The organism is Bradyrhizobium yuanmingense (assembly GCF_029167105.1).
Classification (GTDB): domain Bacteria; phylum Pseudomonadota; class Alphaproteobacteria; order Rhizobiales; family Xanthobacteraceae; genus Bradyrhizobium; species Bradyrhizobium yuanmingense_A.
On record NZ_JARFML010000006.1, the window covers coordinates 87,319 to 101,927 of the forward strand.

The 14,609-nt window shown below is 63.6% G+C and carries 12 protein-coding genes; 8 read left to right on the forward strand and 4 right to left on the reverse strand.

Annotation, left to right across the window (positions count from 1 at the left end; genetic code table 11):
• Positions 1-485: 485 nt before the first annotated feature.
• Together P0R31_RS09940 and P0R31_RS09945 are read left to right on the forward strand one after the other, a co-directional pair.
• A complete protein-coding gene (locus P0R31_RS09940) occupies positions 486-1,640 on the forward strand; it encodes an AI-2E family transporter (RefSeq protein ID WP_275513922.1) in 1,155 nt (384 codons plus the stop codon).
• Positions 1,637-2,089 carry a potassium channel family protein gene (locus tag P0R31_RS09945; protein WP_275513923.1) on the forward strand — a complete coding sequence of 151 codons (453 nt, stop codon included), beginning with the start codon at positions 1,637-1,639 and terminating at the stop codon, positions 2,087-2,089. The genes P0R31_RS09940 and P0R31_RS09945 overlap by 4 nt, the downstream gene beginning before the upstream one ends.
• Positions 2,090-2,131: 42 nt before the next feature.
• Here P0R31_RS09945 and P0R31_RS09950 read toward each other — a convergent pair whose 3' ends face one another.
• Positions 2,132-2,815 (reverse strand): helix-turn-helix domain-containing protein, encoded by a 684-nt coding sequence (locus P0R31_RS09950; protein ID WP_275513924.1) that lies wholly within the window; start codon positions 2,813-2,815, stop codon positions 2,132-2,134.
• A 303-nt stretch (positions 2,816-3,118) separates the two neighbouring features.
• Between P0R31_RS09950 and P0R31_RS09955 the strand changes: the two genes are divergently transcribed.
• Both P0R31_RS09955 and P0R31_RS09960 read left to right on the forward strand, forming a co-directional pair.
• On the forward strand, positions 3,119-3,742 hold the full coding sequence (locus P0R31_RS09955; protein ID WP_275513925.1) for a response regulator transcription factor: 624 nt from the start codon (positions 3,119-3,121) through the stop codon (positions 3,740-3,742).
• A gap of 174 nt (positions 3,743-3,916) precedes the next feature.
• Positions 3,917-4,279: a response regulator gene (locus tag P0R31_RS09960; protein WP_343299307.1), complete on the forward strand. Its 363-nt coding sequence runs from the start codon at positions 3,917-3,919 to the stop codon at positions 4,277-4,279.
• Positions 4,280-4,293: 14 nt separating this feature from the next.
• On the opposite strand, the gene P0R31_RS09965 is transcribed toward P0R31_RS09960, so the two are convergent.
• The 3 genes from P0R31_RS09965 to P0R31_RS09975 are packed head-to-tail and all read right to left on the reverse strand — an operon-like array spanning position 4,294 to position 7,477.
• A complete protein-coding gene (locus tag P0R31_RS09965; RefSeq protein WP_275513927.1) occupies positions 4,294-4,842 on the reverse strand; it encodes an invasion associated locus B family protein in 549 nt (182 codons plus the stop codon).
• 50 nt (positions 4,843-4,892) lie between these two features.
• On the reverse strand, positions 4,893-5,777 hold the full coding sequence (locus tag P0R31_RS09970; protein WP_275513928.1) for an alpha/beta hydrolase family protein: 885 nt from the start codon (positions 5,775-5,777) through the stop codon (positions 4,893-4,895).
• A gap of 11 nt (positions 5,778-5,788) precedes the next feature.
• Entirely contained in the window at positions 5,789-7,477 is a 1,689-nt protein-coding gene (locus P0R31_RS09975) for an aspartate:alanine exchanger family transporter (RefSeq protein ID WP_275513929.1), read from the reverse strand.
• Between the two features lie 132 nt (positions 7,478-7,609).
• Here P0R31_RS09975 and P0R31_RS09980 point away from each other — a divergent pair, with 132 nt between their 5' ends.
• The 4 genes from P0R31_RS09980 to P0R31_RS09995 all read left to right on the forward strand — a co-directional run bounded on the left by P0R31_RS09980 (position 7,610) and on the right by P0R31_RS09995 (position 14,597).
• Positions 7,610-8,290, forward strand: coding sequence for a YoaK family protein (locus P0R31_RS09980; RefSeq protein WP_275514063.1), 681 nt, complete (start codon positions 7,610-7,612; stop codon positions 8,288-8,290).
• Positions 8,287-9,990 carry a SulP family inorganic anion transporter gene (locus tag P0R31_RS09985; RefSeq protein WP_275513930.1) on the forward strand — a complete coding sequence of 568 codons (1,704 nt, stop codon included), beginning with the start codon at positions 8,287-8,289 and terminating at the stop codon, positions 9,988-9,990. The genes P0R31_RS09980 and P0R31_RS09985 overlap by 4 nt, the downstream gene beginning before the upstream one ends.
• A 135-nt stretch (positions 9,991-10,125) precedes the next feature.
• A complete protein-coding gene (locus tag P0R31_RS09990; protein WP_275513931.1) occupies positions 10,126-12,879 on the forward strand; it encodes a decarboxylase in 2,754 nt (917 codons plus the stop codon).
• 17 nt (positions 12,880-12,896) lie between these two features.
• The gene (locus tag P0R31_RS09995) at positions 12,897-14,597 is read left to right on the forward strand and encodes an aspartate:alanine exchanger family transporter (protein ID WP_157284327.1); all 1,701 of its coding nucleotides are present in this window, start codon (positions 12,897-12,899) and stop codon (positions 14,595-14,597) included.
• The last annotated feature ends 12 nt before the right edge of the window (positions 14,598-14,609 follow it).

Here is a 14,609-nt window from a genome sequence, read left to right on the forward strand (position 1 = left end):
GCGCCGGCCTTCCCCGCGCCAATTGCTCGCAGAGCGTGCCATCGGGCCCGGCACGATCATGAAATCCGCTACTCCCGTCGAGGGCTCGAAAGTCTATACGATCCATATGTTGTCTCATCGCTTTTCCGTGGCCCCATGATGGATTGGAGCGAGAGCTCAAGTCTTTCAATTAGTTAGAAGGCGGGTGTGCGCGATGTGTGCAGGTGGAGATCAAGAAAGGTCTCATCACAAGCAACGTGAGCACGACTCCTGAGCTCGGACGGCCACTCGGTCGGTAGACGTGTCCGATTGCTTAGGTCCAGCACCGGGGCATTCTCACTGACGGGCGCTGAACCGCGCGATCTGCGCTGAGATGCAATTGGCTGCGCGCCTGTCGCCGACCGCGCAAGGCGACTGAACGCCTAGATTGATCTGGATCAAGCCCCTGCCGTGGGCCGCTCCGCTAGCTTTCCAGCAGCGGTCTGTCGGCCTGAAGGCAACGCCCTTTGAAAACGCTTCGCCAGCTTCTGTCCGCGGAGGACGCTGTCCAGTTCTTGGTTCGGCTCGCGCTGCTCGGGCTGCTGATCTTCTGGACCTTCCTCGTGATCCGGCCATTCGTGCCGATCCTGAGCTGGAGCGCCGTGTTGGCGGTGGCATTTCATCCCGCCTTTGCCTGGCTGGCCCAACGCCTCGGTGGCCGGCCCCGGACAGCCTCAGCCATTCTCACCCTGATCACGCTGGGCATCGTCATCGGTCCCGCCGCCTGGCTCGGCCTCAGTGCAGTCGAGGGGATCCGGGATCTTGCGGGCCAGATCGGCAGTGGCGATCTCGCGGTCCAGGCCGCACCGGAGCAGATCAGGAGCTGGCCGTTGATAGGTCCTCAGCTCTATGCAATCTGGAACGAGGCCTACACGAACATCCGTGCGGCCTTGCGCGAGGTGGCTCCGTACTTGAAACCGCTCGCCGGCATGATGCTGTCGTTCGCCGGTGACACCGGAATTGGAATGCTCCAATTCCTGCTGTCGGTGATCGTCGCTGGTTTTCTGCTTCCGCACGGCGCGCAGCTCGTCGCCGCGCTCCGCGGCTTCCTTTTGCGCGTCGTGCCCGGCCAGAGCGAGCACTTTCTCGAGCTCGCAGGCGCCACCATACGCGCCGTCGCGCAGGGCATCATTGGCGTTGCGATCCTTCAGGCCTTGCTGGCGGGCATCGGCTTCAAGCTCGCAGAGATACCGAGCGCGGGACTGCTCGCGATCGTCGTGCTCTTGCTATCCATCGTCCAGATCGGCGCTGCCCTCGTCCTTCTCCCCGTGCTGGTCTGGATATGGATGGACAAGGACCTGACCGTCGCGCTGCTGTTGACGGTCTATCTGGTCGTCGTCGGTCTGCTCGACAACGTGCTGAAGCCGCTCCTGATGGGGCGCGGACTGACGACGCCGACGCTCGTCATCCTGATCGGGGTCATCGGCGGTACGCTCGCACATGGAATCATCGGCCTGTTCATTGGGCCGATCATCCTGTCGGTGGCCTGGGAGCTCGCGACCGCATGGATGGGGATCGACCGTGCGGCGTCAGCGCCGGTGGATCAGGCGACCGTCGTCGCAAAGGAAACCATCGAGGCACGGTTGACCCAGGTTGAAACGAGGTTGGGTTCACACCGATGATGCTCCAGTTTCTTGTCGGCACGCTCGTCAGCGTGATCAATATCGGAATCCACGCGCTCGTGACGGTGGTCGCCGTGACCATCGCCCGCAGCGCCGTCCCGCGCCATACCAGGCGGCCGAGATTGCACCTCATGAGCGTCATGATCGCGATCGCGGTCGTGTTGAAGATCGCCCACATGCTCGAAATTCTAATGTGGGCTGCGACCTATCATATCGTCCACGCCGCCGACGACGCGGACCTGCTCTACTTTGCGTTCGTCAACTACACCACGCTCGGCTACGGCGACATCACGCCGGTGCCCGAATGGCGGCTGATCGGCCCGTTGACCGCGATGAACGGTGTTCTTCTGTTCGGCTGGTCCGCCGCCATCCTGTTCGAAGTCTTGCTCAGGACCCTCGAACATCTCGGGCTCACGGAAAAACCCGGCGCGGACATGCCACGCGCGTGATGCCGTCGCCACGGTCGATCGCGGCCCTTCGTGAACCCCGGTTCAGGGTTGCAGATCGAGGCTCGCGAGCTGGTGCCGGTCCAGCAGCACGATCTGGCGTTGGGTGTTGCCGATGAAGCCGAGCACGCCGAGCTCATGGAGCCGCGACAAAGCCCGCGAGACGGTCTCCAGCGTCAGGCCGAGATAGTCGGCAATATCGCGTCGCGACATCGGAAGCGCCATGACCCCGGCAGCGGTCAGGCGTTTGTCCATCTCAAGCAGGAACGCGGCGACGCGCTCCAGGGAGGTCTTGCGGCCGAGAAGCAGCATGTGGTCTTCAGCATGCTGGAGGTTGTTCGTGGTCATGCTGAGCAGGTTTCTGGCCACGATGGCATCACTCTCGGCTACGGTTTCCAAGCTCTGCCGTTTGATCAGCCGTACCGTGGTGTCGACGATGGCTTCCGTCGTGAACCGATGCTCGTTGCCATTTTCGAGCCCGAAAATGTCGCCAACCAAGTGAAATGCGCCGATCTGCCTGCGGCCGTCCGACAGCAGCTTGTAGCTTCGCACCGCGCCGGACTTGACCTGGTAGACATATTCGGCCGGCTCCTTCTCGCCGTAGATCTCGGAGCCTTTTCGGTAGGAAAATTCGCTTAAATTGACCAGGGCATTTGAATGACTTGCCATGCCGAGGTCGCGGAGGGTATTCGGGCGAAGCGTGGAATCCGTTGTGATGCGAACGAACATAGGCCAACTCCTCAGACTTTCCGCCGAATTGGTCTGTCAGACGAAATATTTTGCCGGAAATGCGCCGCGCAATCCCACTCCCGCCGAAGTTGATTTTCGGCCAAGGAAGTATTCTTATCCATTGTCCCAAGGTTCATTGTACCAAAGGACACCGTTGGCGATTGGTGCGCTGGATGAGAAGCCCTTGCCACCTGGCAGATGCGACATATTGCAAAGCAGATATTTTGGGCTTCAAACGTGAAGATCGGCTTGAAAGAACGAGAAGGACGTCCAGCGTCCTCATAAACTCGGCGAGAGGTAGAGTTGCCAGGCCTTGTTCACGTTGTTGACGATGACGAGTCGTTTCGGACCGCGATCGAGCGCCGGCTGAAGCTCGCGGGATACGAGGTCGCGACCTACGCCTCGGCGCTGGAGCTCCTGGACTCGGCTCCGGATGACGGGAAGGCGGGGTGCATCCTGCTCGACGTGCGGATTCCGGGCCTGAGCGGTCCCGACCTGCAGGCGCGGTTGGCTGCCGCCGGATCGATGCTGCCCATCATCTTCCTCACCGGTCATGCCGACACGCCGACGACCGTACGCGCGATCAAGGCCGGTGCGGAAGACTTCCTGACCAAACCTATATCCTCCGAGCAGCTGCTCGATGCGATCGAGCGGGCGCTGGCCAGTCAGCGGACGGCGCGCGCCCAGGCCAGCAGGCTGGATGCGTTTCGCGGTCATCTGGCCACGCTGACTCAGCGCGAGCGACAGGTGTTTGACCTGATCGTGCGCGGCCAGATCAACAAGCAGATCGCCCATGAGCTGGGCACCACCGAGCGCACCGTGAAGGCACACCGCCATCAAGTGATGGAGAAGATGCAGGTTCGCTCACTGGCGGAGCTCGTTTCGATCGCAGAGCGTCTCGGAATGCTCGATCCGGACGAACGCTGACGGCTTCGGCACGGCGCGAGGTTCCCCTGATGTGCCTGTCCCAAAGGACAATGCCGAGGCGTGTGACAGTGTGCGACAAGCTGTGTGCAACATGCACATATACCGCGTCAAAAAGCGGAGCGAACGTATCCAGTATCCCAACGTCGTCTTTAGGGAGGCCGCATCGCCTTGCCCGTGCGCGAGTCAGTCTTTGTCGTTGATGACGATCTATCCATGCGTACCAGCATGGACAGGCTTCTGCGGGGACACGGCTTCGCCACGACACTGTTCGACACTGCTCACGCCTTGCTCGATCATGACAGGTTCCACACCGCGATCTGCATCATCCTCGACATCGATCTGGGTGCAAAGTCCGGCATCGAGGTGCGGCGAAGCCTGGCCGAGAAGGGCATCGCGGCGCCGGTGATCTATGTCACCGGCAATGACAGTCCGGCAAACCGCGCCGCGGCGATCGCCTCAGGCTGCATCGCCTATCTGATCAAGCCGTTTGCGGGGCAGTCCTTGATCGAGTCCGTCGAGCGCGCCCGCGTCTTGTAGCTCCACGCCGGCCGTCATTCGTCGACATATTGCTCGAGCGTCCTGGTCGGCGCGCCCTTGTGGGCGGAAGCAAATTGCGCGAGCGGAACCAAGGTCGTCACAACAAGAAGATTCGAGTCGACGAGCTCGAGCAGAAGCGTCTGTCCGTTTTCCATCTCGTCGATGATGTTTGGCGCCACGACGTCAGCCGCGACGCATAGATTGGTGAGACACCAGGTGTAGGGAATGCGGAACGCGGCGCCATGGTCGACGGCCAGTTTCGGCGATTGTTGCAGGTACATCCCGACCGGTACGAAAAGTTGCAGGCGGGCTGTAGCCGCGTCCTCCCGCTCGATCAGATCGATGCGCACGGCCGTCTGCCCGGTCGGGAATCGGCCGGTGATCGAGGTTCGGCAGAGGGTAGGCGCCCCGCCGGCCTTGAAGCACAATTTCTGCCAGCTGCCATAGATGATGTCGTTGGCTTCGCGTTGGCCGCGTGTTGCGACCTCGGGAGGCTTCTCAGGTTGCTCCGCCTTGAGCGGAGCGACAATCGCGACCGTGGCGGTGCCGACGGCCGCAACCATCAGGAGACGATCAAGAGGACGGGCCATGGCGGCAACTCCGGGATCCGGATTCAGTTCTGCGCATCGAGGAACCTGGCGACCAAGGGCGACCAGAGCGGAACCGCGTCCGGCGAACCGATAAAGAAATGTCCCTCGTCGCCGAACGGCGGCATCAGGTGATATTCGGCCCGGCCGCCGGCGGCGATGAAAGCCGCGTGCATGCGCTTTGACAGCTCGGGACCGAAAAACGTGTCGTTTCCGATGTAGATCCACAGCATCGGCACGCGCGATGTGCGGCCGAAATCGGCGGTGGCCTCGACCAGGCGGTCGGGCGCGCAATTGTTGTTCGGCTTGTCGTCGACGCGCCCGCCGCGGCCCCCGGCAAAGACAATGATGGCCTTCACTGGCGGCGGGTTCACGCTCGATAGGGCGATCGCGCCCCAGCCGCCGGCGGACTGGCCCACCACGATCACGTCCTTCGGGATGATCCGCTTCTCCGCTGTGAGGTAGTCGATGATCCAGAGATCGACCTGGGCGATCGCGAGGCCCGCATCGCGGAAATTGGGATTGGTGCACTTTCCGATTTTCGAGAAGAACGGGCCGAACAGCCCGCGTTCGGGAATGTCGATCGCCTGCGCGCCGTAGCCGCTGCCGACCGGCGCCACCACGAGATAGCCGCGCCTCGCGAACCATTTGGCGGCGTCGCGAAATTCGACCAGCGGGAACAGGCTGCGCTGGGTCGCGTCGAGCGAGACCCCGTGATTCATGATGACGAGCGGAAACGGACCGTCGCCGGCCGGGCGCACCAGATAGGCGAACATCGGCAGCGGCAGGGGCAGGGCCCAGATTTCCTCCTGGATGCGAACCTCGTCCCCGCCGCGCGCGGGCGATGCGGCCACGAAAAGGGCGAGGAAGGTGATCGCGAGAGAATGAAGCAAGGTAAGCCGGCGTCGCATCCCAGCCTCCTTCAACCGGCGTAGGTTGCGGCCACGACGATCGGGCCAAGCACCGTGAGGACGACATTGCCGACCGCGTAGGGGACGGCGACGCCGAGTACCGGCGTCTGACTCTCGGCAACATCGCAGGCGCCGGTGACGGCCGCATCGACCGTCATGGCGCCGGCGAGCGCGCCGCAGGTCACGACGGGGTTCATGCGCAGCAGATAATAGGCAACCAGCGTTCCGACCGTCATCGGGACCAGCGTGACCACGATGCCCATCCCGACCAGCAACAGACCGTGGGCCTGGATCGCCGACCAGGCGGCAAGGCCGTTGCCGAGCCCGATCGCCGCGATGAAGCCGCCAAGGCCGATGTCGCTCAGGGTCTGCTGCGCGGCCGGCGGCATTGCGCCGATGCCGGGCCGGCGCGTCCGCAACCAGCCGCAGACAAGCCCGGCGATCAGCGCACCGCCGCCACCACCCAGCGTCAATGCGACAGTGCCGACCTTGAAGCTGGCAAGGCCGGCGAGAAGACCCACTGCAATGCCGGCGGCAAGATAGGCGATGTCGGTCCGATCGCTGGTACTCAGGGCATATCCCACTTGCGTTGTTGCCCGCGCGATATTGCTGGTGCTCCCGACCAGCGTCATGACGTCGCCGAGATAGACCCGCGTGTCGGGACTGAGGGGCACTTCCCGGCCCATGCGCGTGAGCGCACGCAGGAAAACGCCGCGTGCATTGTCTCCGAGCCGGTCGACGATCTCGCGAAGTGAGCGGCCGTGCAGCTGGCGGTTCTCGACGAGCACCTCGATCACATTGCCCGGCAGGTTGCCCAGCAGCTCTCCGGCGTCGATCTCGGCCCCGAGGATCGGCTGGGCCGCGGCGATCGCGGCGGTCGGACCGGCAATCACGATGTCGTCGCCGGCCTCGAGCACGGTGTCCTGCTGCGGCTTGATGTCGGTCCCGCGGCGCACGATCCGCTCCACGACCGTGCGGCTGCCGATCTCCGCCTCGATGGCACCGATGGTGCGGCCGGCGCCGGCCGACACGCGATAGGCGCGGGCCTGGAATTTGCGATAGGACAGGTTTTCCGTCTTCGCCGGCGCACCGCCGGCGAGCTCCGCCTCGAGCTTTTTTGCCTCCACTTTCAGATCGATCTGCATCAGCCGCGGCGCCGCGAACGGTACGAACAGCAGCGTCAGGATGTAGCCGAGCACGTAGGTCACCGCATAGCCCGCCGCGATGTTGGCTTCCTGTTGCTTCAGCACGTCGCTCGGCAGACCGAGCTGCGCCAGCGCGCCGGATGCGGTGCCGATCACCGAGGATTGCGTCAGCGCCCCCGCCGTCAGTCCCGCGGCCGTCCCCGTATCCAATGTGAAGACACGGGCGAAGATGAGCACAATGACTAGCCCCGTGGCTCCGATCACCAGCGCCAGCACGACCTGAGCCAGCGTCCGCACGCTCAAGGAAGCGAAGAACTCCGGTCCCGACCGGTAGCCGATCGTGAACACGAACAGGCTGAACAGGATCGCCCTGAGGATGGGCGGGAACGAGAAACTCCCGAGCTGCCCGATCAGCACCGCGACGATCAGGATGCAGGCGGTGGTTCCGATCGAGAAGCCACGGATCCTGATGCGGCCCAGCATGGTGCCGATTGCAATGGCGAGCAGCAGGAAGATTTCCGGTGCGGTGGTGATGATCCACCTGACGGTTTCCATGGCATTCCCCGGCGCTTTGGCGTGATTTGATTTGGCCCCGACGGGACGTTGCTTGATCCAGATCAAGCCTTGGCGGCGACGTGGCGGCGCCTATGACGCGATGGAATGTTCACGACAGCCCGTATTGCCGACATGAGTACCTTGGACGTCGCAGCCGGCGCGTTCCGCCGCGACGAGACGGTCGGGATTGTCCTGCTGCTCGCCTTCGCAGGCGGCTATATCGACGCCTATACCTGGATCATCCACGGCGTGTTGGCCAATGCCCAGACCGCCAATCTGATCTTCCTTTGGGTCCATGCGATGACCGGCGACTGGGCGAAGGCCTTGCACTTCGTGCCGCCGATCCTGGCCTTTGCGACCGGAATCGTGATCGCAGTCTGGCTGCGCCGCGTAGCGGGCGAGCGGGCCAGCGCTATCAGCACGTTGATCGAGATCCTGCTCCTGATAGCGATTGGCATCCTACATAATCGGTTGCCCGATCTGGCCGGAACGCTCGGTATTTCCGTCGTGGCGGCGATGCAGGCTGCAATGTTCGTCAAGGTCGAAGGCGCTGTGTGCAGCACGGTGATGATCACTGGCAATATGCGTCAGGCCATCGAGAACGTCTTCGCAGTCGCAGCAGGGGGCGCGCCACTAGGAACGCTGCGCCGCTCGGGCATCTTCTTCGCACTATGCGGCGTGTTCGGCTTCGGTGCCGCCGCCGGAGCCTTTGCGACCAAGAGCATCCCCGATCTCGCGTTGGGTCTGCCTGTGGTCGTGCTGTTGACCGTGCTGCTGCGCTGCGAAGCGTCCCGTCCGGAGGACGGGCGATGAACCGGCCGTCCATTCCGACCTGGACACGTTTCTTTCCACCGGCCGAATGGGTCGGGACCTATCGACGCGAATGGCTGCCCTCCGACGCGAGTGCCGGCATCACGCTCGCCGCCTACGCTATTCCAGTCTCGCTCGCCTATGCCGCGCTCGCCGGCCTACCGCCGCAGATCGGCGTCTACGGCTACATGCTCGGGGGCATCGGCTATGCATTGTTTGGGGCGTCGCGCCAGCTCGCGATTGGCCCGACCTCGGCAATCTCTCTGATGATCGCCGGGACCGTCGGTGCTCTCGCTGGAGGCGATGCGGTCCGCTACGCGCAGATCGCAAGCCTTACGGCCTTTGCGGTGGCCGTGCTGTGCTTCATCGCCTGGCTGTTCAAGCTCAGCGTGCTGGTTCGCCTCGTCAGCGACAGCATCCTGGTCGGCTTCAAGGCAGGGGCCGGGCTCACCATCATCATGAGCCAACTGCCGAGCCTGCTCGGCATCGCCGGCGGCGGCCACAACTTCTTCGATCGCGCCATCAAGCTATCCGGCCAGCTCGGCGACATCGATCTGCTGGTGCTGGGCGTCGGCGCGGTCGCGCTGCTGTTGCTTCTGCTCGGCGAACGGCTCTTGCCGCGAAAACCCGTCGGCATCACCGTGGTTGCCCTCGCGATCGCCCTGGCAACGCTCCTGGGCTTGCCAGGTCTCGGTGTGCCCGTCACCGGGAAGATACCAGAAGGACTGCCTACGCTGGCAACCCCGACGTTTGGCCTCCTGGCGTTCGATGATCTGTTTCCGCTCGCGGCAGGTTGCGTGCTGCTGGCCTATATCGAGGGCGTATCGGCGGCCCGCAGCTTCGCCGCCAAGCACGGCTATCCGCTCGATGTTCGTCAGGAGTTCCTGGGCTTGGGCGCGGCGAACCTCGCGGTCGCCTTCGGCCATGGCTATCCCGTCGCGGGCGGCCTGTCGCAATCGGCCGTGAACGACAATGCCGGTGCGCGGACGCCGCTGGCGCTGATGATCTGTTCGGTGGCGCTCGGGCTCTGCCTGCTGTTCTTCACGGGGCTGCTCACGAACCTGCCCAAGGCGGTGCTCGCGGCGATCGTCATCGCCGCCGTCTACAGGCTGGTCGACGTTCGAGCGCTGCTGCGAATGTGGCGGGTCAGCCGGATCGATTTCTACGCGGCGGCGATCGCGCTGATCTCCGTTTTGTTGCTCGGCATCCTCCAGGGCGTTCTGCTGGCCTCGATCGCCTCGATCTTCCTGCTGCTGGCGCGGGCCTCGCAGCCGAATGTCGCGTTCCTCGGCCGCCTGCCCGGCAGCGGCCGTTATTCGGATAGCGCCAGGCACGAGGGCATCGAGCCGCTGGTCGGGATCATCGCTTTCCGGCCCGAAGCCTCGCTGCTCTACATCAATGCCGAGACGATCCTGGAAACCGTGCTGACTGCGCTCAGGAGGTCGCCCGGCGTCCGGCTGGTAGCCTGCGACCTCTCGGCGTCGCCGTATATCGACCTCGCCGGCGCGCGCATGTTGCATGATCTCACCGACGAGCTTGCGTCACGCAAGGTGACCTTCTGCATCGTCGGCGCTCATGCGCAGCTCCGCGACCTCCTGCGCGCCGAAGGGCTCGCAGACAAGACCGACAGCAGCCAGTGGCTGCGGTCGCTCGACAGCCTGCTCGGCGATGATCAGGCGAGCATCGCACAACGAACGGCCTGATGTTGCCGTGTTGCGCTGCGAACGGCACGGCGTCGGCGCGCAGAATGCACGCGACCGTTGACTTGGATCAATAGAGCGAGCCGCGTCGCACCCACGATCCCGCATCACCTTTCGATAAAGGACCGGGAGAGACAGATGTCCAAAGACGCCAAGCCCGCACAGAAGCGTATCGACCAGTTCTTTTCCGGCCCGGGCGCGCGGGCGGACGACTGGCGCGAGCTCGTGGAGGCAGCCAAGACCTGGGCACGCGTGGGCAATCGTTCGGCCTATGATGCGGCGCTGGCCGATCTTTCGATCACCGAAGAATTTCACGGCTATCCCGGCATGCAACTGATGGGGGCGCTGCGGGAAGCTGCGGCCGCCGGTGATGGTGGATCATCGTTCGCCCTCGCGACGAGAATTGCCCAGGCGCTGGCGACGCGATCCTTCCGCCAGCATGCCGGCGACTGGAACGCCAAGGATGATGGCAATGGCGATGCGACGGAGCTGGTGCCGCCAAGCTTCGGCGCGCATGCCGCGCGTCGGCCCTATTTCGAGACCCTGATCGTCACCGGCGTATCATCCAGCCAGTGGCCGGCGCTGGCCGCCGAATGGCGCAAGCTGCGTCGCCCGGTCGATGCGTTCATCTATGAACCCGTGATCGTCGGCAGCCTGGAGGACGCTTTCTGTGCGACGATGCTCAATTCGAACATCGGAGCCGTCATCATCAACGAGGGCTTTGGCCTGCGTTCGCGCCACGATGCGCCCGTGCTGCGCTCGATCATGGCCGGGGCCGGTCTCAGCGACGAGACCGACGCCTCGGCGCTGCGGCTCGCCCAGATCATCAAGCGCGTCAGGCCCGAACTCGACCTTTACATGATCTCGAACCGGGACGTGGAGGAATTGGCCGGCAATCCCGAGGCGGACGTCGTCCGCCGCATCTTCTATTCCGTTGAGGAGCTGCTGGAGCTGCACCTGTCGATCCTCGAAGGCATCCAGGATCGCTACGACACGCCGTTCTTCGACAATCTCAAGAAATACGCCCAGCGTCCGATCGGCACGTTCCACGCACTGCCGATCGCGCGCGGCAAGTCGATCTTCAAGTCCGACTGGATCCGCGACATGGGTGAGTTCTACGGCCCGAACCTGTTCCTGGCCGAGAGCAGCGCCACCACCGGCGGTCTCGACAGCATGCTGGAGCCGACCGGCAACATCAAGAAGGCGCAGGAAAAGGCGGCGAGGGCGCTCGGTGCCGACCGCGTGTTCTTCGTCACCAACGGCACCTCGACGTCCAACAAGATGGCGGTGCAGGCGCTGCTCGCGCCCGGCGACATCGCGATCGTCGACCGCAATTGCCACAAGTCGCACCACTACGGCATGGTGCTGGCCGGCGCGCAGCCGCTCTATGTCGAAGCCTTCCCGATGACGGAATATTCGATGTATGGCGCGGTGCCGCTGAAGACCATCAAGCAGGCGCTGCTGGGCGCTAAGGCCGACGGCCGGCTCGACCGCGTCAAGATGGTCGACCTGACCAACTGCACCTTCGACGGCCATATCTACAATACGAGGCGGGTGATGGAGGAATGCCTCGCCATCAAGCCCGATCTGATCTTCCTCTGGGACGAAGCCTGGTTCGGCTTCGCGCGGTTCTCGCCGTTCCTGCGCCGCCGCACCGGACTTGGCGCCGCCAACGAGATCGAGGCATGGATGCGCAATCCCAAGTCGGTTGAGGCCTATGAGAAGCAACAGGCCGAGCTCGGCAAGAACCCGTCCGACGAGGTGCTGCTCAAGACCCGGCTGATCCCGGACCCCAGACAGATCCGGCTGCGCGTCTACCAGACCAACTCGACCCACAAGTCGATGTCGGCGATCCGCCAGGGCTCGATGCTCTCGGTCAAGGACGTCGAATTCCACACCGTCGAGCAGCAGTTCAAGGAGGCCGTATTCACCCACGCCTCGACTAGTCCGAACCAGCAGCTGATCGCGAGCCTCGACATCTCGCGGCGGCAGATGGAGCTGGAAGGCTATGGCCTCGTCGCCAATGCAATCGAGATCGCGTTCGCGATCCGCCAGGCGGTCAACAACAATCCGCTGATCTCGAAATACTTCCGCATCCTTGGCGCCGACGCCATGGTGCCGGCGCAGTACCGCCAGAGCGGCTTCACCGACTTCCTCGCCCCCGGCGTCAATTGGGCGAATACACTTAAGAGCCTCGACGAGGACGAGTTCTGCCTCGATCCCACCCGCATGACGCTGGTGTGCGGCATGGCCGGGTATGATGGCACGCAGTTCAAGGGCATCCTTGCCAACGAGTACAACATTCAGGTCAACAAGACCTCGCGCAACTCGGTCCTGGTCCAGTCCAACATCAACAACACCCGCAGCGACGTCGCGCATCTGGTCCGTGTTCTCGCCGAAATCGCGGGCGAGATCGACCGCGGCCTCGCCCAGGGCGGTGCCAATGCGCGGAAGACCTTCGAGGCACGGGTGACGAGCCTCATGAAGGACGTGCCCGACCTGCCGAACTTCTCACATTTCCATCCGAGCTTCCGCGGCGATGCCGGCACCAAGACCAACGAAGGTGACATCCGCAGCGGCTTCTACGCGGCCTATGACGTTGCCGGCTGCGAGCACATTCGCCTCAACGACCCCGAGATCGATCGGAGGCTGAAGGGCGGACCGGAGCTCGTCTCGGCCAATTTCGTCATTCCGTATCCGCCGGGCTTCCCGATCATGGTGCCCGGCCAGGTCATCACCCAGGAGACCATCGACTTCATGCGCAAGCTCGATGTGAAGGAGATCCATGGCTACGACGCCAAGGAAGGGCTGAAACTCGTACGGACGGAAGCCTTGGCCAAGCTCGGCAAGCCAAAGCCCAGCGCGCAGCCGAAGCTCAAGGCCGCATCATAGGCCGGGAGGGGACGAACATGCAGGCATTTTTCGAATTTCTGCGGCAGTATCCGTATCTGCTGCTGTTCTTCGTCGTCGGTCTCGCCGTCTATATCGGCCGGGCCAGCATCAAGGGTTATGGCCTCGGCATGGTCGCCGGTGCCATCGTGGTCGGTGCGGGCATCTCGGTCTGGGCATCCAGCTATGGCGTGAAGCTGGAGCTGAACAACTTTGCCAAGAGCCTGTTCTACTATCTCTTCATGTACGGCGTCGGCCTGCGTGTCGGTCCGTCCTTCGTCAACAGCCTGCGCGGCGACGGCATCAAGTTCCTGTTCCTCGCCGTGGTGTCGAGCATTCTAGGCCTGACACTGGTCGTGCTGGGGGCGAAGCTCTTTGAACTGCCGCCCGGTGCCGCCGGTGGGATGCTGGCGGGATCGCAAACCATGTCGGCCGCGATCGGTTCAGCCGAGCAGGCCGTCACGTCAGGTGTCGTGAAGCTGCCAGAGGGCATGAAGCCCGAGGAAGCCTCGGGCATGATCGCTCTGTCCTACGGCATCACCTACATCTGGGGCACCGTCGGCATCATCCTGATCTGCAAGTATCTGCCGCGCTGGTGGGGCGTCGATGCCAAGGCCGCCGCGAAACAGTATGAGAAGGAGTTCGGCGTCAAGGATCTCGAAGGTGGCGGTCTGACCGGCTATCGCCAGTTCGGTCTGCGCGCCTACCGGCTGGAAAATCCCGCGACCGTGGGGATGAGCATTGCCAAATTCCGTACGGTGAATCCGGAATACCGGATCGTCAATGTCGGGAGGAACGGCGAGCCACAGGGTGCTGATCCAGATCTCGTGCTGCAAAAGGGCGATATCGTCGCGCTGGGCGGCTCGACCGAGCATCTCACCGAGAAGATGGGCCTGATCGGTCCCGAGGTCGCCGATGCCAAGACGCTCGGGATACCCATGGACCAGGCTGATATCGTCGTCTTCAACAAGGACGTCGTCGGGCGCACGTTCGAATCCTTCCGCGATACGGCCATCGCCGGCCAGCTCCAGGTGACCAAGGTCGAGCGTGGCGGCGTGCAGATCCCCGCCGGTCTCAAGACCAAGCTGGAGCGCATGGACATCGTCTCGGTGGTCGGCCTGAAGTCGGCGGTCAACGAGCTCGGCGAGATGTGGGGCCGCATCGCGCGCGCCAACACTTCGACGGACCTGCTGACCCTCTCAGTCGGCATGATCATCGGCTTCCTGATCGGCATGATCGAATTCCCGGCCTTCGGTGCCAAGGTCGGCCTCGGCAATGCCGGCGGCCTATTGCTGTCCGGTGTGATCGTGTCCTCGGTCGTGTCGCGCCTGCGCTTCTTCGGCAACACGCCAAATGCAGCACGTAACGTGCTCGAGGATCTCGGCCTCGTCGTGTTCGTCGCGATCGTCGGCGTCAATGCCGGCGCAGGCCTGTTGGCCCAGCTCACCGGCGCGGTGGCGCTGAAGATCTTCATCGTCGGCTTCATCGCGTGCACGATCCCGCCGTTCATCGTCTGGGCGATCGGGTTCCACGTGTTCAAGATCAATCCGGCGGTGCTGATGGGCGGCGTTGCCGGCGCGCGCTCGCATTCCGGTCCGTGCCGCGAGGCCGCGGTCGAGATCCAGAGCTCCGTGCCCTGGATCGGATTCCCGGTCGGCTATGCCGTTTCGGGCATCCTTCTCACCATCTTCGGCTACTTCGCAATGATATTGGCTCAATAAGGGGAAGAAGCA